The sequence below is a fragment of the Actinoplanes nipponensis genome (genome assembly GCF_016862275.1).
GTDB lineage: Bacteria > Actinomycetota > Actinomycetes > Mycobacteriales > Micromonosporaceae > Actinoplanes > Actinoplanes nipponensis.
Window position 1 is genome coordinate 34,791 of the sequence record NZ_BOMQ01000103.1, and the last position, 23,739, is coordinate 58,529.

20 protein-coding genes are annotated in these 23,739 nt (G+C 71.8%); 8 read left to right on the forward strand and 12 right to left on the reverse strand.

Annotated features, from left to right (window positions below; all coding sequences use genetic code 11):
* Positions 1 to 97 precede the first annotated feature (97 nt).
* Positions 98 to 1,327: an MFS transporter gene (locus tag Ani05nite_RS40090; protein ID WP_203777335.1), complete on the reverse strand. Its 1,230-nt coding sequence runs from the start codon at positions 1,325 to 1,327 to the stop codon at positions 98 to 100.
* A 79-nt stretch (positions 1,328 to 1,406) separates the two neighbouring features.
* Here Ani05nite_RS40090 and Ani05nite_RS40095 point away from each other — a divergent pair, with 79 nt between their 5' ends.
* Entirely contained in the window at positions 1,407 to 2,039 is a 633-nt protein-coding gene (locus tag Ani05nite_RS40095) for a TetR/AcrR family transcriptional regulator (protein ID WP_203777337.1), read from the forward strand.
* A 21-nt stretch (positions 2,040 to 2,060) separates the two neighbouring features.
* Positions 2,061 to 2,567, forward strand: coding sequence for a hypothetical protein (locus Ani05nite_RS40100; protein WP_203777339.1), 507 nt, complete (start codon positions 2,061 to 2,063; stop codon positions 2,565 to 2,567).
* Between the two features lie 8 nt (positions 2,568 to 2,575).
* Here Ani05nite_RS40100 and Ani05nite_RS40105 read toward each other — a convergent pair whose 3' ends face one another.
* The 5 genes from Ani05nite_RS40105 to Ani05nite_RS40125 all read right to left on the reverse strand — a co-directional run bounded on the left by Ani05nite_RS40105 (position 2,576) and on the right by Ani05nite_RS40125 (position 7,721).
* Positions 2,576 to 3,436, reverse strand: a complete 861-nt coding sequence (locus tag Ani05nite_RS40105) for a zinc-dependent alcohol dehydrogenase family protein (RefSeq protein WP_239131098.1) — start codon at positions 3,434 to 3,436, stop codon at positions 2,576 to 2,578.
* Between the two features lie 124 nt (positions 3,437 to 3,560).
* A complete protein-coding gene (locus tag Ani05nite_RS40110) occupies positions 3,561 to 4,391 on the reverse strand; it encodes a carbohydrate ABC transporter permease (protein WP_203777341.1) in 831 nt (276 codons plus the stop codon).
* A complete protein-coding gene (locus tag Ani05nite_RS40115; protein ID WP_203777343.1) occupies positions 4,388 to 5,320 on the reverse strand; it encodes a carbohydrate ABC transporter permease in 933 nt (310 codons plus the stop codon). The genes Ani05nite_RS40110 and Ani05nite_RS40115 overlap by 4 nt, the downstream gene beginning before the upstream one ends.
* Positions 5,321 to 5,375: 55 nt before the next feature.
* Complete coding sequence (locus Ani05nite_RS40120) at positions 5,376 to 6,737, reverse strand: ABC transporter substrate-binding protein (RefSeq protein ID WP_239131099.1); 1,362 nt, start codon at positions 6,735 to 6,737, stop codon at positions 5,376 to 5,378.
* Between the two features lie 81 nt (positions 6,738 to 6,818).
* Positions 6,819 to 7,721 (reverse strand): DeoR/GlpR family DNA-binding transcription regulator, encoded by a 903-nt coding sequence (locus Ani05nite_RS40125; RefSeq protein WP_239131100.1) that lies wholly within the window; start codon positions 7,719 to 7,721, stop codon positions 6,819 to 6,821.
* 263 nt (positions 7,722 to 7,984) lie between these two features.
* Between Ani05nite_RS40125 and Ani05nite_RS40130 the strand changes: the two genes are divergently transcribed.
* Positions 7,985 to 10,240 (forward strand): putative bifunctional diguanylate cyclase/phosphodiesterase, encoded by a 2,256-nt coding sequence (locus Ani05nite_RS40130; RefSeq protein ID WP_203777347.1) that lies wholly within the window; start codon positions 7,985 to 7,987, stop codon positions 10,238 to 10,240.
* Between the two features lie 1,570 nt (positions 10,241 to 11,810).
* A complete protein-coding gene (locus tag Ani05nite_RS40135) occupies positions 11,811 to 12,656 on the forward strand; it encodes a DUF4190 domain-containing protein (RefSeq protein WP_203777349.1) in 846 nt (281 codons plus the stop codon).
* Positions 12,657 to 12,675: 19 nt separating this feature from the next.
* On the opposite strand, the gene Ani05nite_RS40140 is transcribed toward Ani05nite_RS40135, so the two are convergent.
* Complete coding sequence (locus Ani05nite_RS40140) at positions 12,676 to 13,035, reverse strand: fluoride efflux transporter FluC (RefSeq protein WP_203777351.1); 360 nt, start codon at positions 13,033 to 13,035, stop codon at positions 12,676 to 12,678.
* Positions 13,032 to 13,400 (reverse strand): fluoride efflux transporter FluC, encoded by a 369-nt coding sequence (locus tag Ani05nite_RS40145; protein WP_203777353.1) that lies wholly within the window; start codon positions 13,398 to 13,400, stop codon positions 13,032 to 13,034. Before Ani05nite_RS40145 ends, Ani05nite_RS40140 begins: the two co-directional genes overlap by 4 nt.
* Before the next feature lie 328 nt (positions 13,401 to 13,728).
* Here Ani05nite_RS40145 and Ani05nite_RS40150 point away from each other — a divergent pair, with 328 nt between their 5' ends.
* Both Ani05nite_RS40150 and Ani05nite_RS40155 read left to right on the forward strand, forming a co-directional pair.
* On the forward strand, positions 13,729 to 16,038 hold the full coding sequence (locus Ani05nite_RS40150; protein WP_203777355.1) for a putative bifunctional diguanylate cyclase/phosphodiesterase: 2,310 nt from the start codon (positions 13,729 to 13,731) through the stop codon (positions 16,036 to 16,038).
* Positions 16,039 to 16,102: 64 nt separating this feature from the next.
* Positions 16,103 to 16,276, forward strand: a complete 174-nt coding sequence (locus Ani05nite_RS40155; protein ID WP_203777357.1) for a CsbD family protein — start codon at positions 16,103 to 16,105, stop codon at positions 16,274 to 16,276.
* Between the two features lie 154 nt (positions 16,277 to 16,430).
* Here Ani05nite_RS40155 and Ani05nite_RS40160 read toward each other — a convergent pair whose 3' ends face one another.
* The 4 genes from Ani05nite_RS40160 to Ani05nite_RS40175 all read right to left on the reverse strand — a co-directional run bounded on the left by Ani05nite_RS40160 (position 16,431) and on the right by Ani05nite_RS40175 (position 21,272).
* Positions 16,431 to 18,614 carry an MMPL family transporter gene (locus Ani05nite_RS40160; RefSeq protein WP_203777359.1) on the reverse strand — a complete coding sequence of 728 codons (2,184 nt, stop codon included), beginning with the start codon at positions 18,612 to 18,614 and terminating at the stop codon, positions 16,431 to 16,433.
* 72 nt (positions 18,615 to 18,686) lie between these two features.
* Entirely contained in the window at positions 18,687 to 19,295 is a 609-nt protein-coding gene (locus Ani05nite_RS40165; protein WP_203777361.1) for an HAD family hydrolase, read from the reverse strand.
* Entirely contained in the window at positions 19,292 to 19,936 is a 645-nt protein-coding gene (locus Ani05nite_RS40170; protein WP_203777363.1) for a response regulator, read from the reverse strand. Before Ani05nite_RS40170 ends, Ani05nite_RS40165 begins: the two co-directional genes overlap by 4 nt.
* 10 nt (positions 19,937 to 19,946) lie before the next feature.
* Positions 19,947 to 21,272 carry a sensor histidine kinase gene (locus Ani05nite_RS40175; RefSeq protein WP_203777365.1) on the reverse strand — a complete coding sequence of 442 codons (1,326 nt, stop codon included), beginning with the start codon at positions 21,270 to 21,272 and terminating at the stop codon, positions 19,947 to 19,949.
* 153 nt (positions 21,273 to 21,425) lie between these two features.
* On the opposite strand from Ani05nite_RS40175, the gene Ani05nite_RS40180 reads away from it, so the two are divergent.
* Positions 21,426 to 22,550 (forward strand): serine hydrolase domain-containing protein, encoded by a 1,125-nt coding sequence (locus Ani05nite_RS40180; RefSeq protein WP_203777367.1) that lies wholly within the window; start codon positions 21,426 to 21,428, stop codon positions 22,548 to 22,550.
* Positions 22,551 to 22,560: 10 nt separating this feature from the next.
* Positions 22,561 to 23,739: MFS transporter (locus tag Ani05nite_RS40185; RefSeq protein ID WP_203777369.1), on the forward strand; the 1,179-nt coding region annotated here is incomplete at its 3' end.

Genomic DNA, 23,739 nt, shown 5'->3' on the forward strand with positions numbered 1-23,739 from the left:
GCCCAGCCCTTCGTATGGATTCGCCCCTTATGCTCCGGGGCGAACGGCCGCTTGACCGCCGCCCACGCCGGGGAGATACCACGAAAGAGCTGACCGGTCAGGCTCGCCGCAGTCGCTGGGCGATCAGCGCGAGCACGCCGAGCACCACCACGACCAGGCTGTAGACCACAGTGGTCGGGTGCAGGCCGGCGGAGGTCGCAGCCAGGCCGGCGAGCACCGCCGGCAGGCTGAACGCGACGTACGCGATGGTGAGCGCCACCGCGAACAACTCGCCGCGCTCGTGCGGGCCGGCCAGCATCGCCAGGGTGCCGAAGCTCGCCAGCGCGGAGGCGCCGAAGCCGATGCCGGCGAGCACCGTGCCGGTCGCGCCGAGCACGACGCTGCCGGTCAGCACCCCGGCCAGCGTCACGGCGGTGCCCACGGTGAGCAGCGCGCCGGCGATGGTCAGCACCCGCGGGGTCGGCCAGGCACGCAGCACGAATGCGGCCACCGCCCCGGTGCCGCAGAGCAGCGTCACCACCAGCCCGCCGATGAGGTGGTTCGACAGCCCGAAGACGCCCACCGCCACGGACGGGCCCAGCGAGAGGTAGAGGCCGCCCAGCGCCCAGCTGGCCACGATGATCGGCACGAGCGCGAACACCGCGCCGCGCAACCGGGCCGGCACGCCGAGCCGGGGCACCAGCGAGGCCGCGCCGCCGGGGCGCCGGGTCGAGGTCTCCGGCATCAGCAGCACCGCGACCGCGGCGGCGGCCATGCCGGCCAGCAGCAGGGCGTAGACGAGGTGGGTCGGGCCCGGCGCGAACTGCACCAGCGCGCCGGTGCCCAGCGAGCCGATCGCCAGGCCGGCCGGCGGCACGACGCTGTTGACCAGGCCGGCCCGGCCGGGGGCGTGCGGCGGGTTGAGGTCGACGAGGGCGGCGCCGAGGGTGGTGAGCGCGGCGCCGGTCGCGATGCCCTGGAGGAAGCGGGCGGCGAGCAGCACCGTGACGTCGCCGGCCGCGAGGAAGAGCAGCAGCGCGACGATCTCCAGGCCGATCGCCGCGGCGAGCACCGGCCGCCGGCCGACGTGGTCGGAGAGGGCGCCGAGGATCAGCAGCGCGGCGATCAGGCCGACGACGTAGACGGCGAAGACCACCGTGAGCGTGACCGCGGAGAAGCCCCACAACTGCTGATAGACGACGTAGAGGGGGGAGGGCGCGCTGGACGCGGCGGTGAACGTCACGAAGATCGCCGCGATCGCGGCGAAGGCGACCGGCGGCGACAGGCGTCGGCGACGGGCGGCCGGCGCGCCGGTACGGGCGGCCGCGGGGGTCGTGGTGGTGGTCATGACACTCCCTGACGGAACGAACAGACAGGTCTGTCTGCAGGCCCGACACTAGACAGATCTGTCTGCTATCGTCAAACGCATGTCTGCCGCGTCACCCGTGACCGCCCCCCGCAAGCCCTCGGCGCGTGCCCGGCTGCTCGCCGCCGCCGACGAGCTGTTCTACGCCGAGGGCGTGCACACCGTCGGGATCGACCGGATCATCGAGCACGCCGGGGTCGCCAAGGCGTCGCTGTACAGCGCGTTCGGCAGCAAGGACGGCCTCATCCGGGCCTACCTGGAGGGCCGCCACCAGCGCCGCCGGGAGCGCATCCTGACCGCGCTCCAGCGGTACGACAATCCCCGCGACCGCCTGCTGGGCGTCTTCGACGTGCTGGCCGAGCTGGCCGCCTCCGCCTCGTTCCGCGGCTGCGCGTTCTACAACGCCAGCGCCGAGTCCCCGGACGGCGGCGTGGTCCAGGAGGTCTGCGACGAGAACCGGGCCTGGACCCGCGCGCTCTTCACCGACCTGGCCCGCGACGCCGGCGCCCGGGACCCGCAGGCGCTGGCCGCCCAGCTCGTCGTCCTGTACGACGGCTCGTCGGTCGGCGCCCGGATGGACCGCAACGCCGGCGCGGCCACCACGTCCCGCACCGTCGCGGCGGCACTGCTGGACGCCGCCACCGCCGGGCCGGCCACCCGTACGCGCGGGCCAGGAATGCAGCGTGGACTATGACCGAAATGTGACAATGCGGTGATGGACTGGCTCCATCCCCTCATGGGGACCACCACCGTGGACGGCCGGGCACCGCAGGCGTACATGGTCGCGCTGCAGCACGTCGTGGTGACGCTCGACGGCGACCCCGCGTGGCGCCGCTGGTGGGACGCGGCCGGCGTGGCGGAGTGCGAGCTCGGCATCGTCGCCGAGGGTCCGCTCGACCACCTGCGCCCGAGCGCCGACATCTGCAAGGTCAGCGGCAAGCTGCGGGCCCACTTCACCTGCGCCGCCCCGGAGGCCGGGGGCGGGCGTCCGGCGGAGCTGTTCCCGCTGGCGGTGCACGAGGTCACCGGCATGTTCGAGGTGATCCGCGAGGCGATGGGCCTGGGCGCGCTGCCGCCGGTGCCGCCGCTGCCGGAGCTGCCCGACCACGCCCGCGACCTGGACGTCACCTGCAAGCCGGTGCCACCGGAGAGCAACGCGGCGGACCCCCAGGGCTACCTGACACTCACCCAGATCAAGGAGTTCTTCGGCGAGGACTCCTGACCGGCCCGTCACGGCTCGATGAGGATCTTCCGCCCCACCCCCGCCCGGAACTGCTCCAGCGCCCGCGGGTAGTCGTCCAGCGGGAACCGGTGGCTGACGAAGACCTCCGGGTCCAGGACCCCGGCCGCCATCAGCTCGCCGGCCCGGTCGAAGCTGTGCAGCACCGCCATCGAGCCGGTGATGGTGATCTCGCGGCGGGAGATCTCGTACGGCTCGATCTCCACCCGCGCGTCGTACGCCGACACCCCGAACTGCAGGAACGTGCCACCCCGGCCGACCCGGGCCAGCCCGTCGCGGATCGCCGCCGCGGCGCCGGTGCAGTCGATCACGACGTCCCAGCCGCGCGGCGCGTCCAGCTCCTCGGCGCTGGTCACCGCCGCGGTGCAGCCGAGCCGCGTCGCCGTCGCCAGGCGCTCCGGGTTGAGGTCCACCATGGAGACCGTCGCCGCGCCGGCCCGCTTGGCCAGCTCCAGCATCATCAGGCCCATCGTGCCCGAGCCGTAGATCAGGAAGTTGTCGGCCAGCCGGCGGGGCAGCACGTCGAAACCGCGGACCGCGCAGGACAGCGGCTCGATCAGCGCCGCGTCCCGGGCGGCCAGGTGGGGCGGCAGCTTGAACAGGTTGGCCATGGGCGCCGCCACGAACTCGGCCGCGCCCCCGCTGCGGGTCACCCCGATCGCGTTCCAGTTCTCGCACTGGTTGCCCCGGGCCCGCTTGCAGTAGTAGCAGTACCCGCAGTACAGCGACGGGTCGACCGCGACCAGGTCGCCGACGGCGTGACCGGTGACCTGCGCACCGAGCGCCACGATCTCGCCGGCGAACTCGTGGCCCGGCACGATCGGGTACGCGGGGGCGAACTCGCCGTCCATGATGTGCAGGTCGTGCCGCAGATCCCGACGGCGGCCGGCCGGACCACGACGTCCAGCGGGCCCGGCGCGGGGGCCGGCACGGTCTCCACCGAGATCGTGCCGGGCGTGACGACGACGGCTGCCTTCACTTGACCGCTCCCATCGAGAGCCCGCGGACCAGCTTGTTCTGGGCGACCCAGCCGGCCAGCAGCACCGGCAGGGAGAGCAGCACGGCGGCGGCGGACAGGTCGGCCAGGAACGGCCCCCGGCCGGAGATGAAGCCGAGCAGGAAGATCGGCGCCGTGCTGGCGTTCGTGTCGGTCAGGTTGACCGCCAGGAAGAACTCGTTCCAGGTGAAGATGAAGCAGATCAGCGCGGTGGCGGCCAGCCCGGGCGACACCATCGGCAGGATGATCCGCCGGATCGACAGGATCAGGCCCGCGCCGTCGACCTCGCCCGCCTCCAGCACCTCGCGCGGCACCTCCAGCAGGAACGACCGCATCATCCAGATGGCCAGCGGCAGGTTCATCGACGTGTAGAGGACGACCATCGTCCAGATGTTGTCCTTCATGCCGATCTCCACCGTCAGCAGGTACACCGGCAGCACGGCGGCCACCACGGGCATCATCTTGGTGGAGATGAAGAAGAACAGCACGTCGGTCCACTTGGCCACCGGCCGCAGCGACAACGCGTACGCCGCCGGGGTGGCCAGCACCACGACCAGCAGGGTGGAGAACACGCTGGCCATGAGCGAGTTCAGCAGGAACGGGGTGATGTTGCTGTCGAAGACGTTGGCGAAGTGCTCGAAGGTCGGCGTGAAGAACCAGACCGGCGGGTTGGTCGTGACGTCCTTGGCCTGCTTGAGGCTGGTCAGCAGCATCCAGATGACCGGGAAGACGAAGATGATCCCGGCGATCCAGGCGACCACCCCCCAGGCCGCGTCGGCCACCCGGCGCCCGCTCGCGGTGCCCGTCATCGGCCCTCCTCCACCTTGAACAGACCCGAGATCACGCGCAGGGCGAAGGTCGCCACGATGATCGTCAGGATCACCACCACGACGCCGGCCGCGGAGGCCTCGCCGTACTCGTACTTGCTGAAGATCGTCTGGTAGATCTGGTAGGGCAGGTTGGTGGTGGCCGTGCCCGGGCCGCCCTGGGTGATGGTGAAGATGGCGTCGAAGGTGTTCACCAGGTAGATCGAGCCGAGCAGCGCGCCCAGCTCCAGGTACTGCCGCAGGTGCGGCAGCGTCATCCGGGTGAAGATCCGCCAGGCGTTGGCGCCGTCCATCCGGGCCGCCTCCAGCACGTCGTTGCTCTGCGACTGCAGGCCGGCCAGCAGGATCAGCATCATGAACGGCGTCCACTGCCAGACCAGCGTGGCGATGATGGCGGTCTTCGGATAGGAGGTCGCCCAGGCCGTGCTGCCCCCGAAGATGCCGTTGATCAGGCCGTAGTCCGGGTTGTAGATGCCGTGCTTCCAGAGCAGCGCGGCCGCCACCGGCATGATCAGGAACGGGGTGATCAGCATGGTCCGCACGATCGACCGGCCGAGGAACTTGCGGTCCAGCAGGACGGCCAGGGCGAGCCCGAGGATCATCGAGAAGATGACCGCGCCGGCCGTGAGGATCACCGTGTTGACCAGCGCGGACCGCATCCGGTCGTCGGTGAGCACCGTGACGTAGTTGTCCAGACCGACGAACTTCTTCGAGCCCGGGCGCAGCGCGTTCCAGCTGAGCGTGGAGAAGTAGACGGTGACCAGGAACGGCACCTGGGTCACGATGATGGCGAAGACGAGCGCCGGCAGCAGCGGGGCCCGCCGGACCCAGCGGTCCCGGGCGCCCCCCTTGCGGGAGACGGGCGGCGGGGTCCGGGTCTGCTCGTCCGCCCGGGTGATGACGTCGGTCATTTCTGGCCTTCCGGTCGGTGCGGGGGCGCCGCCATCGGCGGCGCCCCCGCCGGCACTACTTGTAGTTCTTCGCCACGTCCTCGGCGAGTTTCTGTCCGTCGTTCAGCGCCTCGTCGACCGTCTTGCTGCCGGCGAGGGAGGCGCTGAGCTCCTGGGAGATCTTCGTGCCGAGGTCGGCGAACTCCGGGATGCCGACGAACTGCACACCCAGCGCCGGCCGCGGCTGCACACCCGGGTCGGTCGGATTGGCGTTTTCGATCGAGCCCAGCGTGATGTCGGCGAAGGCCTTGGCCGACTCCTTGTACTCGGGGATCGCGTACGTCGAGGTGCGCTTGCCGGACGGCACCCGGGACCAGCCGAGCTTCTCGCCGACCAGCTTCTCGTAGTCCTTGCTGGTCGCCCACGAGATGAACTTCCAGGCGTCGTCGGCCTTCTTGGTGGTCTTGGGCATCGCGAACGCCCAGGTCCACAGCCAGCCGGAGTACTCGGTCTTGTTGACCGGCGCGTACGCGTAGCCGACCTTGCCGGCCACCTTGGACGAGTTCGGGTCCTCCAGCGTGCCGGCCGCGGAGGTGGCGTCGTACCACATGGCCGCCTTGCCCTGACCGAAGTTGTTCAGGCACTCGGTGAAGCCGGCCTGCGGGGCGCCCGCCTCGCCGTGCTGCTTGACCAGGTTGACGTAGAAGTTGGCCGCTTCCTTGAACTCCGGGGCGTTGACCTTGGCCGTCCAGTCCTTCTCGAACCAGGTGCCGCCGTACGTGTTGACCACCGTGGTCAGCGGGGCGAACATCTCGCCCCAGCCCGGCAGGCCGCGCAGGCAGATGCCGGCGACGCCCTTGCCCTTGTCGTCGAGCTTGGCGGCGAAGTCCGCGACCTGCGCCCAGGTCGGCTTCTCCGGCATGGTGAGGCCCTTGGCCTCGAACATCTCCTTGTTGTACATGAGGAACGAGGACTCGCCGTAGAACGGCGCCGCGTACATCTTGCCGTCGTCGCCGGTCAGCGACTGCACCATCGGCTTGATGAGGTCGGCCTGGTCGTACGCCGCGTCCGCCCCGGCCTGCGTCGAGACCTCGTGCAGCCAGCCGTTCTTGGCCCAGATCGGCACCTCGTACGCGCCGACGGTGACGGCGTCGTACTGCCCGCCCTTGTTGGCGACGTCCTGGGTGACCTTGTCGCGCAGTTCGTTCTCGGGAAGGATCGTGAACTTCACCGTGACGCCGGACTGCTTGGTGAAGTTCTCGGCGGTGAGCTTCTGGATGTCCTCCATCTGCGGGTTGCCGACCATGAGCACGGTGATGGTCTTGTCGCCGCTGTCGCCGCTGCCGGTGGAGCCGGCGCCGGAACAACCGGAGAGCACGAGGGCGCCCGCGGTGGCCCCCGCGATCAGCAGAGAGAGCTTCTTACCTGGTTTCCGCACAGCAGATCCTCCGTTGGCAGACATGCACGAACCGTGCCGGCGATGCAATGGCCGGCAATAAAATGGCGAGATGTTTTCCGGTCAGACCCGGATGACCTGCGGGCCGAGCCGGGAATAGCGGTGCGCCTCGGACGCCGGCAGGCCGGTGTCCGTGACCAGTGATTCGAAATCCGATATCTCGGCGAAACGGCAGAACGTCCGCACGCCGAATTTCGTGTGAATGCCGACGAAGATCCGGCGGCGGGCGGCCCGGACGGCGTGGGCCTTGACGTCGGCCACGGCCGGGTCCGGGGTGGTGAGGCCGACCTCGCGGGAGATGCCGTTGGCGCCCACGAAGGCCAGATCGATGACGAAGCCGGCCAGCATGCCGCTGGCCCAGTGGTCGACGGTGGCCAGCGTGCGGCCCCGGACCCGGCCGCCGAGCAGGAGCACGGTGGCCGGGGTGGAGGTGGACAGCCAGGCCGCGGTGTTCAGCGAGGCGGTGACCACGGTCAGCGGGCGGTCGGTCGGCAGCGCCTCGGCGATCAACTGCGGGGTGAAGCCCTCGTCGATGAAGATGGTCTCCGCGTCGCCCAGCAGAGCGACCGCGGCGGCGGCGATCCGCCGTTTCTCGGGCACCCCGCGGGTGGTCCGCATGGCCAGATCGGTTTCGAATTTGGCGGTTTCCACTGGATAGGCGCCGCCATGCGTACGGCGCAGCAGCCCGTGCTTTTCCAGCAGCCGCAGATCGCGCCGGATCGTCTCGGCGGAAACCGTCAGTTCGGCGGCCAGTTTGGCGACGTCCACCTCGCCGTGGCGCCGGGCCAGGGCGACGATCTGGTGCTGGCGTTCTTCCGCGTTCACATTCACACCTCCGGCCGCCCACCTGGCATTCGCTTTGTGCGCGGCTGCCGTGGACCATTTGTAACACCGGGGAAACGTGTGGTCCCCATCACAGACCGGGCTGATTCGGTGTGTCTCTGCCCGCTTCGGTACGGTCGCCACCCGGCCATATCATCCCATTGACCGGCGAAAGCGGACGAAGGTCATGCCCGAATGATCGAAAATCCTGCCCGAGCTCTGCCCGAGGGTGTGAACTCGGTACACCGGGGCGGCCCCGATCGGGCGTTCGGCCGCCGCCCGGGCCGCGCGGGGATCGTCAACCGGACCCGGGCGGGGCCGCTCGTGTGGGAACGGCCACGCTCGTGCCCGAAAACGGTCACGCTGAACGCCTCAGCTCCGTACCCGCCGAACCGACAGACTTGGTCATGGGCATGCTTGCAACCCAGCAGCTGACGGAGTTCCTCTCCGTGGTCGCTGACCGGCCGGACGGGCCGGGCGCGCAGTACGCGGCGGTCGAATGCGCGGCGCGCGCCCTCGACGCCGACGTCGCCGTGCTCGTCATCGCCGGTCACGTGGTCGCCGCCGCCGGCGTGCCCGCGGCCCACGTACGCCCGGAAGTGCTCACCGAGCTGGCCGCCGGACGCCACCGCACGCTGCACCTGGACGGCGCCACGTACGAGGTCACCGCCGCGGCCCTGGGCGGCGAGGCGCCCGGCGCGCTGATCGTCGGCCGCGCCGGCCGCGACTTCACCGACGAGGACGTCTGCCTGCTCCGGGGCATGGCCCTGGTGCTCGAGCTCAGCCTGCAGGCCCTGCACGTCATCGAGTCGGAACGCCGGCAGGCGCGGGAGAACGGCCGGCTGGCCGACTCGCTGCAGGAGCGCCAGCGACTCTTCGAACACCTCACCCGGATCCAGCGGCTGATCGCCCGCCGCGCCCCGCTCCAGCAGATCCTCGACGCCATCACCGCCGGCGCCGCCGAACTGCTCGAGGTGGAGATGGCCTCGCTGAACCTGCTGGAGAAGGACGACCCGACGGTCGGCTCGATGGTGTCCAGCGTCGGCTTCGCCCCGACCGTGCTGCCCAAGATGAAACGCATCCCGCTGCACTCGGCCGGCGTCGCCGGCCTGGCCGTGCTCGGCGACGAACTGATCATGGTCGAGGACTACGCGAACTCGCCGATCGCCATCCCCGAGGTGGTGCGCTCCAGCATGAAGGCTGTGATGGCCATCCCCGTGCACGAGAACGGCGCTGTCGTCGGCTGCCTCACCGTCGGCTCGTACGCCGGTCCGCGGGACTGGGACAAGCCGGCCCAGGAGATCCTGCGCGCGTTCGCCGAACACGTCAGCCTGGCCCTGACCGACGCCCGCACCCTGGAGGCGATGAACGAGGCGTTCCACGACTCCCTGACCGGGCTGGCCAGCCGCGCGCTGTTCCAGGCCCGGATGGACCGCGCCTTCGCCACGGCCGAGCAGGAGAGCGCCAGCGTGTCCATGCTCTTCGTCGACCTGGACCGCTTCAAGGTCGTCAACGACTCCCTCGGGCACACCGCCGGCGACCAGCTGCTCGTCGCGGTGGCCGAACGGATCAAACTGTGCCTGCGCTCGGCGGACATGGCGGCGCGGCTCGGCGGCGACGAGTTCGCGGTGCTGCTGCCGCTGGTGCACGGGCTCGAGGAGGCCGTACCGGTGGCCCGCCGCATCCTGGAGGCCATGCGGGAGCCGTTCGACCTCAACGGCAAGGAAACCTTCATCAGCTGCAGCATCGGGGTGGCGCACAGCCTCGCCCACGGCCACGACGGCCAGGAGCTGATGGTCTCCGCCGACCTGGCCATGTACCAGGCCAAGAAGCAGGGCAAGGACCGCTACGAGATCTTCGAGCCGGCCATGCAGGCGGTGTTCCAGGCCGGCCTGCGGATGGAGGCCGACCTGCGCCGGGCGGTCGTCCGGCACGAGTTCGAGCTGCGCTACCAGCCGATCGTGCACCTCCGGACCGGCGAGATCACCGGCCTGGAGGCGCTGGTCCGCTGGCAGCACCCGGAACGCGGCATCATCCCGCCCCTGGACTTCATCCCGCTGGCCGAGGAAACCGGGATGATCGTCCCGATCGGCGAATGGGTGCTGCGCGAGGCGTGCCGGCAGGCGGCCCGCTGGAACGAGCAACGGGAGGACGGCCGCCCGCTGAGCGTGAGCGTCAACCTGTCGGCGGTGCAGCTCGACCAGGCCGACCTGCCCGAGGTGGTGGCGTCGGCGCTGAGCAACAGCGGGCTGCCGGCCACCAGCCTGGTGATCGAGCTGACCGAGTCCCTGCTGGTGGACCACAGGCCGTCGACCCTGCACCAGCTGGAAAAGATCAAGAGCCTGGGGGTACGCCTGGCGATCGACGACTTCGGCACGGGGTACTCCAGCCTGGCGTACCTGCGCCGCTTCCCCATCGACATCATCAAGATCGACAAGTCGTTCGTGGACGATGTCGGCGACGTACCGGCCGCGGCGGCGCTGACGCTGGGGATCATCCAGCTCGGCCAGGCCCTGCACCTGTCGACGATCGCGGAGGGGATCGAGGATGCCGGGCAGCTCAGCGAGCTGACGGACGGGAATTGTGAGCTGGGGCAGGGGTATTACTTCGCGGAGCCGCTCAATGACGTGGATATGGGGGAATTGTTGTTTCCCTCGTCTTGAGGGCTTTGTCTGGGTCTGTCGTCGTTCCGCGCTCAGTTGTCCTTCTGACATTGCTGGGCTGAACGGCGCACTCAGGAGTGCGCTCGGGCGGGCGGGTAGCGGGCGGGTCCCGGCGGGTCGCGGCGGGTCGCGGCGGGTCGCGGCGGGTCAGCTTTCGCTCGGCCGGGCGGATGGCGTGCCCCTTTCCTCGGTCCAGCCTTCGCGATCGTGCCGGGCTTTCGGGGAGCGCAGCCTTCCAATCCCGCTCAGGCCCTTCGCCGCGCTCGCCCCGCGGGGTCGCAACATCTCAAGATCTTTGTTCTTGCTGATTCTTGAGGCGCTGGTGCCACGTGCGCCGCCTGCTTGCCACAAGATCCGTGCGCGAGAGCGCGGGAGCGCGGGAGCGCGGGGCGCATGGCGACCCCACATGGGTGCCTGCATTCTCGGCGCCCTCAAGTCCACTTCCTTGCCGGATCTTGGGACGCCAGCAGCCACGAAATTGTCGGCGCGACACAAGATCCGCACAAGAAGGCGGCCAGCGCGCCGCGGGTGGGGCCGCTATCTCCATCGGCGCACGCAACGCGCATCCCGCCGATCGCACCCCAGTTACGCCCCGACTTCGCACTCGACTTTGCGCCCGCTTCCTGCTCGGCTTCACGCCCGCTTCCCGCCCGGCTTTGCGCCCGGCTTTGCGCCCGCTTCCCGCTCCGCTTCACGCCCCGCGTTCTGCTCGGCTTACCGATCATGCGGAGCATTCCGGCCACCGCCCGCGAGGCCGCCGCAGCCACAAAGTTCCTTTCCCCGCTGAATCTTGGGGCGGCACGGCCCACGAACCCACGCTCCCGTCACAAGATCTGCACGAGGAATCGGCAGGCGTCCAGCGAGTGACGTCGCGACCACCCATCGGCGCTCACACGACGACATCCCGCCGGTCGTGCTGACTTCGTGCCGGCTTCCCAACCCCTGCTTGGCCTTCTGCCGCCGCCCGCGAGCCCGCCGCACCCCCAAAGTGCTTTCCCCGCTGAATCTTGAGGCGCCAGCACCCACGAACCCACCCCCGCGCCACAAGATCCGCACAAGAAAGCGGCAGACGCACAGCACGTAGCGTTGCGACCACTCATCGGCAACAACAAAGACGGCATCCCGCGGGTCACACCCGCCTTCGGGCCCGGCTTCCCATCCGGCTCGGCCTTCCCACCGCCGCCTGCGGCTGCCACACCCTCAGGTCTCTTTCTCGCTGGATCTTGAAGCGCCACCGCCAACGAACCCACCCGCACGCCACAAGATCCGCACGAGATAGCGATGGCGCGGATGGGTGGTGGCCGCGCCGCGCGCTGCCCGCCTGCCGCAAGTGGGTTCCGATCACCACCGCCAGTGGACCTTTGCACTGCCGCCACTCAATCCTGGCCACTGCCGCCAGTTGACCCCCGACCCCTGCCACAGAGACCAGACACCAACCGCCAGTCCCACAAACGCCCACCCCCGCAGCCTGGCCAAACACCGTGACCGATAACTCCCAACCCCACGCCGATGCGGAGTTGAAACCGTCACGGGACAACGCAAAATCTTGCCGGTTGTTAGCGTCCCTCGAGTGAACGACCACCCCCCGCGACCCCCCGCCGATCCCACAGCAGCCCCGCACTCCAACACCGACCCGCTCGCCCCCGCCGTGCCCCAGCCCGCCACGGATTGGCCGGCCGAGCCGGGCCCCGCCTGGAGCCCCCAGGCCCCCGCATTCGCCGCCGCACCGCATCAACACCCCGGCTACTCCCCGGACGCGCCTTGGAGCACCCAGCCTTACGGCGCCCACCCCTACTCCCCGGCCCCGGGTGGATATCCGCCCCCCGGCACCGGCGGCACCAGCGGTTTCGCCATCGCGTCGCTCATCTTCGGCATCTTCGGTGGCGTGTTGCTCAGCGTCATCTTCGGCATCGTCGCGCTGGTGCAGATCCGCAAGCGCGGGCAGACCGGCCGCGGCCTGGCGATCGCCGGTCTCACCCTGTCCGGCTGCTGGGTCCTGGCGATCCTGGTCGGCGTGACGGCCGGGGTCCTCAGCGACCGGAACGAGTCGGCGCGCGGGTTGACCGGCGGCGGCACGGTTTCGGTCACCGAGCTCGAGGCGGGCGACTGCGTCACCGATCTGCAGACCGCGCTCAGCGTCGAGGAGCTGCCGGTCACTTCCTGCGGGCTGCCGCACGAGGGCGAGGTGTACGCGACCTTCGACCTTCCCGCCGGGCCGTGGCCCGGCGACTCCGTGGTGCAGGAGCAGGCGGAGCAGCGCTGCGACGCGGAGTTCAAGACGTACGCGCCCGAGGCGCCCGCCACCGCCCAGGTGCTCTACCTGCACCCGTTGCGCCAGTCCTGGTCGCGCGACCGGGGTGTGACCTGCGTGGCAACTGACAAGCGCGGGACCACCACCGGTTCGGTGCGCAACTGACCCTTCCCCCTCGGCGCGGTCAGCCCGCCGTCTGGGCCAGCAGCAGGCCGGCGTAGGCGGCGCCGAGTCCGGCCAGCACGCTGCCGGCCGCGTACGCCGATCCCAGCGCCCGTTCCCCGTCGCGTACCAGCCGCAGGGTCTCGGGGCTGAGCGTCGAGTACCTGCTCAGCGCCCCGCACAGCCCGGCGCCCAGGACCGCGGCCAGCCAGGGCGCCACCGGCAGCCCGATGAGGTAGCCGAGCAGCAGCGAGCCCGCCACGTTGACCGTGAACGCGCCCCACGGGAACGTGGACGCGTGGCGGGCCCGGATCGCCCGGCCGGCGCGGTGGCGCAGTGGCGCGCCGATCGCCGCGCCCAGCGCCACCAGCAGCACCGTCATCGGCGCAGCACCGCCTCCGTCGCCGCCGTGCCGGCCCAGACCGCGAGCAGCGCGCCGATCACGGTCAGGCCCAGGTAGGCCAGTCCGGTGCCCGGTGCGACGCGGAGCACGTCGACGCTCGCGGTGGAGAAGGTGGTGTAGCCGCCGAGCACTCCGATGCCCCAGAACGGGCGGATCAGGCGCTGGTCCGGCCGCCGCCGGGTGATCAGCACGAGCAGCACCCCGATCAGCAGGCAGCCGGTGACGTTGACCAGCCAGGTGGACCACGGGAAGCCGCCCGGCCGGTGCGGCCAGGCGAGGCCGACGCCGTAGCGGGTCACCGCGCCCACGACCCCGCCCGCCGAGATCGCCGCCAGGACCGGCATGGGGGGCCTCGATTTCGCAGGGTGCGCCACGGGATCACGCTAGCCGAGCCGTCCGGGAGGCCGGGGGCGGACGTGGCGGCGTCCACCCCCGGCCTCGTTCCGGGGGCCGCGGGGCGCCGCACGCGCCGCGCCACCGCGATCGAAGATCCACTGTAGGGGACGATCTTGAACCTCGGCGGGCCGGGAGACGACCGGCGGAGGAATGTGCCGGGTACCGGGCCAAAGGACTCTTTGTCGGTTTCCGGGCGCCCGGGGACGGGGCAATCGCTCACGATCTTCCCGCCGCTACCGATCAGGACGATAGACCGACGGGTGAGGGAGCTGACGCATGGGCACGGCTGAGGTGGCGTCCACGCACCGGGACCGGCTGGTGCCGGCCTCGGGCCTGATCGCCGCTCTCGCCGTGCTCATGGTGAGCGTCGACTACGTGCACCCGTTCGGGCCCAAGCTGCTGCTCTGGCTGCCGTCGACCGCCGGCGCCATCGTGACCTTCCTGGCCTTCTGGCGCACCGCCCGTACGCCCGCGCTGTCCGCACCCACCCGGCGCTTCTGGCGGCACCTGTCCGTCGCGCTGGGCTTCGTCGGCATCGGGATCACCGCCCAGATCTTCGACGTGCTGACCACCGACGACCCCACCGGCCAGCACAACGGGCCGGTCATGCTGGCCTTCTGCGGCGCCGGCGTCTGCACCGTGATGTACGCGCTGTTCCGGCTCCCGCTGGGCCGCCAGTCCCCCGGCGAACTGTTGAGGGTGTTCCTGGACGGCAGCACGCTCATGATCGCGGCGGCGGTGTTCATCTGGCACTACGCGACCCGCCACGCGCTCGACGGCGGCGACCGCACCGCCGTCTTCACCTCCCTGTTCGTCACCGTGATCGCCCTGCTGGCGGTGTTCGCGGTGGCGAAGTTCGTGCTCTCCAGCCACCTGTACGTCAGCAACGAGGCGTTACGGCTGATCGCCGCCGCCATGCTGATCGGCGCGGTCGGGCCGATGTTCCGGGCGCCGTTCGCGGCGGCCGACCCGCAGCTGTTCCCCGACATGGTCGGCACGCCGATCGTGTACTTCTGCGCCACCCTGGCCGCCATGCGGCAGCGCGGCGCCGCCCTGCGGGCGCGTCGCGGCGAGGTCAGCCCGCCGCGGCGGTCCTTCAGCCTGTTGCCGTACCTGGCGGTGGCGGCCGTCGACGGCCTGCTGATCGCCGTCACGCTGCGCGGCGAGGCCGACGAGCAGGCCGTGGTCGCCGCGGCGGTGCTGACCACCGCGCTGGTGGTGGTGCGCCAGCTCATCGCCTTCCGGGACAACAACCGGCTGCTGAGCCGGCTGGACCACGGCGCCACCCACGACGCGCTCACCCAGCTGCCCAACCGGGTGCTGTTCCACACCCGGCTGCAGCGGGCGCTGACCGGCGCCACCGCCCGGCCGGTCGCGGTGGCGCTGATCGACCTGGACGACTTCAAGGAGGTCAACGACACCCTCGGGCACGAGGTCGGCGACCAGCTGCTGATCGGCGTGGCCCAGCGGCTGGAGGGCTGCGTCCGGGCCGGCGACACCGTGGCCCGCCTGGGCGGCGACGAGTTCGTGGTGGTCCTCGACGACGCCGATCCCGGGGCCGCCGGCCTGGCCGCCGAGCGGATGATGAACGCGCTGCGCCAGCCCGTCTACGCCGACGGCCACGAGCTGCCGATCCGGGCCAGCATCGGCATCGCCGACGGCCACACCGGCGACGAGCCCTCGGTGCTGCTGCGGCACGCCGACATCGCCATGTACGCGGCCAAGAAGCTGGCCGGCACGGCGTACCTGCACTACGAGCCGGCCATGGCGGCCCACGGCAGCGAGCACGCCCACCTCGGCGCCGAGCTGCGCGAGGCGATCACCGGCGACCAGCTCTTCCTGCTCTACCAGCCGATCGTCGCGCTCGCCGACGGCCGGATCCTCGGCGCCGAGGCGCTGGTCCGCTGGGCCCACCCGGACCGCGGCGCGCTGGCCCCGGACTCGTTCATCCCGGTGGCCGAACGCACCGGCCTGATCGTGCCGCTCGGCCGCTGGGTCATGCGCACGGCGTTCGCCCAGCTGGCCGCCTGGATCGCCGAGTGCGGCGACGCGGCGCCGGGCGTGCTGAACGTCAACGTGTCGGCCCGCGACCTGCGCGAGCCCGGCTTCGCCGACCAGGTGGCGGCGCTGCTGCGCGAGCACGGCCTGGACGCCGGCCGCATCGTCCTGGAGATCACCGAGACCATGGCGCTGGAGGGCGGCCAGTCGATCACCAACCTGCACCGGCTGCGGGCCCTCGGCGTGAAGGTCTCCCTCGACGACTTCGGCACCGGCCACTCCACCCTGACGCTGCTGCACGACTGCCCGATCGACGAGATCAAGCTGGACCGCTCGTTCACCCAGGCGCAGGCCGGCGGGCGCCCGCCGATCGCGGCCGCGGTCATCCAGCTGGCCCGGGCGCTGGAACTGCACGCCGTGGCCGAGGGGGTGGAGACCGCCGAACAGGCGGAGCAGCTGCTGTCCCTGGGCTACACCGCGGCGCAGGGATACTACTTCGCCCGGCCGATGGCGCCGGACCGCCTGGGCGAGCTGCTGCGCGGACCCGCGTCGCTGATGCCGGCCCCCCAATGGCAGATGACGGCCTGATCGAGGATTGCGCGTCGCGGACCCGGGTATCCCTGGTGCGTAGGCCACACACCTGGAGGTCACCATGGCTACCGACGACAAGATTGACAACAAGTCCGAAGAGCTGGCGGGCAAGGTCAAGGAGGGCGTCGGCAAGGCGACCGACAACGAGTCCCTCGAGGCCGAAGGCAAGGCCGACCAGACCGGCTCGAAGCTCAAGCAGGCCGGCGAGAACATCAAGGACGCGTTCAAGTCCTAGACCTTTTTGGGGTACGCGCGCACCACGGCTCTGTGACCCACGACCCGATCGGGTTGCCGGTCCGGGCCGTTGCGGGTGCGCCGGTCTGAAGGTTTCGCAAGAGCAGGGGTGGTCGCCGTCCGCGACCACCCCTGCTCTTCGCTCGTGGTGCGGATCAGGCAGCGGGGACCAGTTCGCGGTCCTCGCGCGCCGGAGTGGGCGCCTCGGGCAGGTCGTGGGCGACCTGAGGGAGCCAGTTCAGCCAGCGGGGGAGCCACCAGTTCTTCGCGCCCAGCAGGCTCATCAGGGCCGGGAGCAGGATGGCCCGGATGATCGTCGCGTCCAGCAGGACCGCGGCCGCCAGGCCGATGCCCAGCTCCTTGGTGGAGATCAGGGGCAGGGTGGCGAAGAGGGCGAAGACCGCCACCATCACCAGCGCCGCGCTCGTGATCACTCCCGCCGTACGGCCGATGCCCTCGCTGACCGCCTGCCGGGTGGGCAGGCCGCGGTCGTGGCCCTCGCGGATGCGGCTCAGCACGAAGACGTGGTAGTCCATCGACAGGCCGAACAGGATGATGAACAGGAACAGCGGCATCCAGTTGGTGATGCCCCCGCCGGACTTGAAGTCCAGCGCCGACTCGAAGTGGCCGTCCTGGAAGACGAACACCAGCATCCCGTAGGCGGCGGCGACCGAGAACAGGTTGAGCACCACCCCGGTCACGGCGACCACCACGGACCGGAACGACACCAGCAGCAGCAGGAACGCCAGGCCCAGGACGAAACCGAACACCCACGGCACCGAGTCGGACAGCCGCGTGTTGAAGTCCATGTTCTCCGCGGTGTCCCCGCCGACCGCCACCGTCGCCCCCGCGAGCTTGCCCAAGGTGTCCGGCGCGACGGTCGCCCGCAGCGTGTCGACCGCGCTCTCCGACGTACGGTCGCTGCCGTTGCCGGCCAGGCCCACCGTGACGACCGCGACCGTCCCGGCGGGATTGACCCGCACCTCGATCGGCTCGCGCAGCCGGCCGCTGGCCGCCGCTGCCCGGCGGAAGGCGGCCAGCGCGGCCTCGAACCGCGGCCCGCGCACGCTGGGCGCCTGGACGACCACCTCGGCCGGCACCACCTCGGTCGGGAACGCCTCGGCGATCGCCACGAACGTCCGCACGGTGGGCTGCTTCGGCGACATGTCCTCGATGCTGCCGCCCCGGGTCCGCAGGTCGAGCGCCGGCGCGGCCAGCGTGGCCAGCACCCCGACGGCGACAACCACCGACAGCAGCGGCTTGGCCAGCACCACCCGCAGCAGGGCGGGCCAGACCCGGCCCTCGCGGCGGCGGTACAGGCCCGGGATCTTGATCGCGTCGACCCGGTCGCCCAGCGCCGAGAGCAGCGCGGGGAGCACCGTCAGCGACCCGAGCACGGCGGTGGCGACGACCAGGATGGTCGCCATCCCGAAGCTGGCGAACGTGGCGTCCTGGGTGAAGAACATGCCGGCCATGGCGACGATGACGGTGAGGCCGGAGATCCAGACGGACCGCCCGGACGTCTGCGCGGCGATCACCAGCGCCCGGTGCGGGTCGGCCCCGGCGCGGCGCTCGTCGCGTTCCCGGCGGATGTAGAACAGGCAGTAGTCGACGCCGACGGCCAGGCCGACGAGCAGCAGGACGTGCTGGGTGGTGTCGACCGCGGGCGCGAGCCGGCTCGCCCCCGCGAGCAAGCCGATCGCGGCCACGATGGCGGTCAGCGCCAGGCCCACCGGGATCAGCGCGGCGACGACCGCGCCGAACGCCACCAGCAGGATGCCCAGGGTGACCGGGATGGACAGCATCGACAGCCGGGACAGCCCCGCGTCGAGGGTGTCCGAGAACATCTTGTCGGCGCTGGCGTCGCCGGCCTCGGCGATGAAGAGCCCGGGATGCCTCTCCTGGACCTGCGCGACGGCGTCCCGCAGCGGCTGCACCCGGTCCATGGCGGTCTCCGGGTCCCCGGTCATGGTGAAGCTGACCAGCGTGGCCCGCCCGTCGGCCGACGCGACCGGCTCGGCGATCCCGCCGACCTCGGGCCGCCCGTCGAGCGCCTTGGTGACCTCGGCGACCGCGGCGTCCCGGTCGGCGCCCTGGACGATGACCATCTCCCCGGCGGGCTGCTCCGGGAAGCCGGCCCGCTCGACGATCTGCTCGGCCCGCCGCGACTCCCCGTGTCCCTGATCGGACCCGGTGGCCTCCAGCGTCCCGATTTGACCACTGAGGACGGTGGCGCCGACGACGAACACGAGCCAGCCGACGATGGCGAGAGCGCGGTGCCGGGCGCTCCACATCGCGACCCGGGCCGCGAATCCGGTGACATTCTCCCTGTGCTTCATGGGGATTGACGCTAGGGAGCGGGGACCCCGGTATCGATCCGGCGAGCAGGCCGGTCGAGGGTAGGGCTAGCCCTACGCCGCCAGGTGCGCCTCGATCGCCGCCACCGTCGACGCGTTGCCGGTGTGCAGGACCGCCCGCATGCCGAAGGCCTCCGCGGCCGCGATGTTCGGCGGGTGGTCGTCCACGAGGAGACAGTCCCCGGGCCGCGAGCGCAGCCGTTCGCAGACGAGGGCGAAGGTTTTCGGGTCCGGCTTGTTCAGGCCGATCTCGTGTGAGTACACGGCCTCGTCCACCAGGTCGACGAGGTGCTGCTCGCGCTCCCGGGCGCCCACGAAGCTGTTGCTCAGGATGCCCAGGCGGCAGCGGGGGCGCAGGCTGCGGACGTAGGCGATCAGGTCCTCGTTGAGCGTGCCCAGGTATTCCCGCCACAGGTCGGCCATGATGGCGTCCAGCTGTCGCGGCCCGAGACCCAGCTGCTCGGCGACCTGCTCGCGTACCTCGGCCTCGGTGATCTCCCCGACGCCGCCCGCCGCCCACACCCCGGCGCAGCGCCGGCCGATCTCGCCGGCCGGCAGGCCGAGCCGGCGCTCCCAGCTCGCCGGCCAGCCGGTGGCCGGGGTGATCTCGAGGACGCCGCCGATGTCGAAGACGACGGCGCGCCGGGTGGGGATCGTGCTCACGACTGCAGGTAGGTCAGCACGGCCAGGACCCGGCGGTGCTGCTCCTCGTCTGGCGGCAGGTCCAGCTTCGTGAAGATGTTGCGGACGTGCTTCTCCACCGCGCCCTCGGTGACCACCATCTTGCGGGCGATCGCGGTGTTGGACCGGCCCTCCGCCATCAGCCCGAGCACCTCGCGCTCGCGGGGGGTGATGTTGCGCAGCGGGTCGTCGCGGCGCCGCCGGACCAGCAGCTGGGACACCACCTCGGGGTCGAGGACCGTGCCGCCGCCGGCCACCCGGCTCAGCGCGTCGAGGAAGTCGGCGACCTCGGAGACCCGGTCCTTGAGCAGGTAGCCGATCGCCCCGGCCCGGTCGGCCAGCAGGTCGTCGGCGTACTCGACCTCGACGTACTGGGACAGCACCAGCACCGGGCTGCCCGGCACCTTGCCGCGCGCCTCGACCGCCGCCCGCAGGCCCTCGTCGGTGTGGGTGGGCGGCATCCGCACGTCCACGATGGACACGTCGGGCCGGTGCGTGACGATCGCCTCGACCAGCGACGGGCCGTCGCCGACCGCCGCGACCACCGTGTGGCCGTTCTCCCGCACCAGCCGGACCAGACCCTCGCGCAACAGCACGGCGTCGTCAGCGATCACCACCCGCATGCCGACGATCTTAGGCGCTGCGGGGGTCCTCCAGGGGGAGGGCCACGGTCAGGGTGGTGCCCCCGCCCGCGGGGGACTCCAGGCTGAGCACGCCGCCGGCCGCCTCGACCCGGTCGGCCAGGCCGGCCAGGCCGTGCCCCTTGGCCAGGCTCGCTCCCCCGACGCCGTCGTCCGCGACCGTGATGAGCAGCCCGGTCGGCGCCCGCCGGACGCTGACCTGCACCTCCCCCGCGTGGCTGTGCTTGGCCACGTTGGTCAGCGCCTCGGCCACCACGAAGTACGCGGTCGTCTCCACCGCCGGCTCCAGCCGGGCGATCGGGGGCGCGTCCAGGTCGACCGGGATGGTGCTGCGGCCGGCCAGCGCGGTCAGGGCCGCCTGCAGGCCGCGGTCGACCAGGATCGGCGGGGCGATGCCGCGGGACAGCGCGCGCAGCTCGTCCAGGGTCTCGCGGGTCTGTGCCAGCGCCTCGGCGACCGTCGCCCGGGCCGCCTCCGGGTCGGTGGTGAACTGCTGCTGGGCCCGGCCCAGGTCCATGGCCAGCCGGACCAGCCGCTGCTGCGGGCCGTCGTGGATGTCGCGTTCAAGCCGGCGCAGCGCGGTCGCCTCGGCCGAGACGGCCGCCGCCTTCTGCGCCTGCGCGGTGTCCCGGGCCGCCTCGGCCGAGGCGACCTGCTCGCGCAGCTCGTTGACGCCGCTCAGCAGGCCCCGGGCGAAACCCGCCTCGAGCAGGGCCAGCCCCCGGAGCATCGGCAGCAGGGTGCCGGCGAAGAAGAAGCCCAGCGCCATGTAGAAGACGATCCGGGTGGAGTACGCCTCGCCGAGACCGAGCAGCTCCGGCAGATCCTGGTTGTCCGGGCCGCGCGGGATCGACCAGTCCCACAGCGGGAAGGTCAGGCCGCCGAGCGCGCCGGCCCACCAGGCGACCGCGAAGGCGAAGCCGATGGTGCTGGGCAGGAACCGGAAGATGCCGTGCAGCAGGTCGAGCCACGACTGCCCGTCGCTGAGCGGGACCAGCACCCGCCGGACGGCGCCGGCGTCCGCCGCCGCGCGCTTGTAGACCGGGTGCGGCAGCCGGCGGCCGAGCACGGGCGCCAGGCGGGCCCGTTCCACGGTGGCGAAACCACGGGCCATCATGATCGTGGCGGCCAGCACCGGCAGGCCGATCCAGATGACGATCGTGCCGACGCCGAAGAAGAAGCCGACCACGCACAGGACCAGCGTGATCAGGCCCAGCGGGAAGCCGACGAGGAGGTAGAGGGTGTCCTGGCCCAGCCGGCGCAACAGGCGCTGAGCCAGGCCCGGGTCGTAACCGGCGGTGGCGGAGGTGGTGGTCATACCGTTGACGCTAGGCACTGCGCGCCTCCCGACCGATCCCGCTGACCGCCCAGTCGACAGTAGGGTTAACCCGACCCCGCCTCAACCGCTTTGCCGTCTCCCGCCTTACCCGAAGCGGCCCGCGCGGGCCGGAAACTACGCCATGCTGGAGCCGTGCGGGACGCGGACCGGCTCCAGGCGCGGGTGCAACGGGCGATCGACGCGCTGGTCGGCTCCGGCCGCGAGATCGGCGTGCAGGTGGCCGCGTACCTGCACGGCGAGCCGATCGTTAACGCCGTGTCCGGGCTCGCCGACGAGGCCGGCGGCCGGCCGGTCACCCCCGACACCCCGTTCTTCAGCTTCGCCACCGGCCTGGCCCTGACCAGCACGGTCGTGCACGTCCTGGCCGAGCAGGGCAAGCTCGACTACGACCTGCGCATCGCCGACGTGTGGCCGGAGTACGCGCGGCACGGCAAGGAACAGACCACACTGCGGCACGCGCTGACCCACGCGGCGGGGGTGCCGGGGCTGCCGTCGTACACCTCCCCGGAGGACCTGCTGGACTGGGACCACATGTGCCGGACCATCGCCGGGTCCGCCCCGGCGTGGCGGCCGGGAACCGCGCACGGCTTCCACCAGTGGACGTACGGCTGGCTGATCGGCGAGGTGGTGCGCCGGGCCGTGCACCGGCCGATCGCCTGGGTGCTCGCCGAGGACATCGCCCGGCCGCTGCAGGCCGACCGGGAGCTGTTCTTCGGCGTGCCGCCGGAGCAGCTCCACCGGGTGGCCCGGCTCAAGGACCGCAACTGGCACGCGGCGCTGGAGGCGCTCAGCGAGCGGGTCGAGAACTTCGCCGCGGTCGTCCCGCCCGGCGTCCGCCCGGATGCGGCCCTGGCGAACCGCCGGGACATCCTGCGCGCCGACATCCCGTCGGTCGCCACGGTGAGCGCCCGCGGCCTCGCCCGGCTGTACGCGGCCCTGATGGGCGAGGTGGACGGCGTGCGGCTGGTCTCGCCACGGCGGTTCCGGGAAATCACCACGGTGGCCACCCACGGGCCGGACCGGGTCTTCGGCGGGGACCTGCCCAAGACCCCCGGGTACGTCGCCCACCTCGGCGGGGCCCGGATCGGCTGGAGCGGGAGCGGCGGCAGCCTGGCCGGCTGCTACCCGGAGCTGGGACTCTCGGTGGCGATCACCAAGAACTACCTGGGCACGGCCGACGAGGACCCGATGGAGGCCGTCGCCGCGCTGATCCGGGCGGCCGTCGCCGACGGCGGAACTGTCGGACCCCGGGCCTAACGTCCACCGGGTGCGGAAACTGCTGCCCCCGGTCGGCCGGGACGCCTGGCTCGCCCTGGGCGTCAACACGCTGTCCTGCCTGGGCAGCGGCCTCACCATGCCGTTCCTGCTGGTCTACCTGCACGCCGTCCGCGGCCTGCCGCTGCCGGTCGCGGGTCTGGTCCTGGCCACCATCGGGGTGGCCGGCCTGGTCGTGGTCCCCCTGACCGGCCCGCTGGTCGACCGGGTGGGCGCGCTGCGCGCGTTCGTCGGCGGGCTGCTGCTCGGCGGCGTGGGCATCGCGCTGTTCGCCCCGGCCACGACGGCGTGGGCGGCGTTCGCGGCGGCCGTGGTCTACGGCTGCTCGGGCGGCCTCACCTGGAACAGCTTCGCCACCCTGCTGAGCCGGCTGGCCCCGCCGGCGGAGCGCGGCGCGGTCTTCGCCCTGCGCTACACGAGCGCGAACGCGGCCTTCGGCGCCGGCGCCCTGATCGCCGGCCTGGTGACCGCGGGCGAGACGCCGGGGCCGTACGTGGCGGTGCTGCTGATCGACGCGCTGTCGTACGTCCTGTTCGCCGTGGCCATGCTGACGCTCCGGGTGACCCTGCCGCCCCCGCCGACGAGCCGCGGCGGCTACCGTCCGGTCCTGCGCGACCGGGCGCTGCTCGGCGTGGTCGCCGTCAACACGCTGTTCACGGTGTTCGCACTGGCCCAGACCAGCACGGTGTTCGCGGCCTGGGTGACCGGCCCGGGCGGCAGCTCGGCCCGGGTGGCGGGCCTGGCCTTCGCGCTGAACATCGTCGTGCTGCTGCTGGCCCAGCTGCCGATCCTGGCCAAGGTCCGCGGCCGCTCCCGGCTGCGCGTGGCCGCCCTGGCCGGCACGTTCTTCGCGGCCGCCTGGCTGACCCTGGCCACCGGCGCCGGCCGGCCGGCGCTGATCATCGCGGCGCTGGGCATCTTCGCGCTCGGCGAAGCTCTGCTGTCGCCGACACTGCCGGCCCTGGCCAACGACCTGGCCCCGGAAGAACTACGCGGCCGATACAACGCGGTCTTCGCGCTGTCCCAGCAGCTCGGCCCGGTCGTGGCGCCGGTGCTGGGCGGGCTCGCGCTGGGGCACGGCCTGGGCGGGCCCTACCCGATCCTGCTGGCCGCGATGTGCCTGGTCGGGAGCGGGGTGGCAATCTCCAGAGCCGGCAGTCCCGTGACACCT

Bases quoted from the DNA above. Each gene is read 5' to 3' on its own strand.
- Ani05nite_RS40090 (WP_203777335.1), bottom strand. From the start codon at position 1,327: ATGACCACCACCACGACCCCCGCGGCCGCCCGTACCGGCGCGCCGGCC.
- Ani05nite_RS40095 (WP_203777337.1), top strand. From the start codon at position 1,407: ATGTCTGCCGCGTCACCCGTGACCGCCCCCCGCAAGCCCTCGGCGCGT.
- Ani05nite_RS40100 (WP_203777339.1), top strand. From the start codon at position 2,061: ATGGACTGGCTCCATCCCCTCATGGGGACCACCACCGTGGACGGCCGG.
- Ani05nite_RS40105 (WP_239131098.1), bottom strand. From the start codon at position 3,436: ATGGACGGCGAGTTCGCCCCCGCGTACCCGATCGTGCCGGGCCACGAG.
- Ani05nite_RS40110 (WP_203777341.1), bottom strand. From the start codon at position 4,391: ATGACGGGCACCGCGAGCGGGCGCCGGGTGGCCGACGCGGCCTGGGGG.
- Ani05nite_RS40115 (WP_203777343.1), bottom strand. From the start codon at position 5,320: ATGACCGACGTCATCACCCGGGCGGACGAGCAGACCCGGACCCCGCCG.
- Ani05nite_RS40130 (WP_203777347.1), top strand. From the start codon at position 7,985: ATGGGCATGCTTGCAACCCAGCAGCTGACGGAGTTCCTCTCCGTGGTC.
- Ani05nite_RS40140 (WP_203777351.1), bottom strand. From the start codon at position 13,035: ATGACGGTGCTGCTGGTGGCGCTGGGCGCGGCGATCGGCGCGCCACTG.
- Ani05nite_RS40145 (WP_203777353.1), bottom strand. From the start codon at position 13,400: ATGCCGGTCCTGGCGGCGATCTCGGCGGGCGGGGTCGTGGGCGCGGTG.
- Ani05nite_RS40150 (WP_203777355.1), top strand. From the start codon at position 13,729: ATGGGCACGGCTGAGGTGGCGTCCACGCACCGGGACCGGCTGGTGCCG.
- Ani05nite_RS40155 (WP_203777357.1), top strand. From the start codon at position 16,103: ATGGCTACCGACGACAAGATTGACAACAAGTCCGAAGAGCTGGCGGGC.
- Ani05nite_RS40160 (WP_203777359.1), bottom strand. From the start codon at position 18,614: ATGAAGCACAGGGAGAATGTCACCGGATTCGCGGCCCGGGTCGCGATG.
- Ani05nite_RS40170 (WP_203777363.1), bottom strand. From the start codon at position 19,936: ATGCGGGTGGTGATCGCTGACGACGCCGTGCTGTTGCGCGAGGGTCTG.
- Ani05nite_RS40175 (WP_203777365.1), bottom strand. From the start codon at position 21,272: ATGACCACCACCTCCGCCACCGCCGGTTACGACCCGGGCCTGGCTCAG.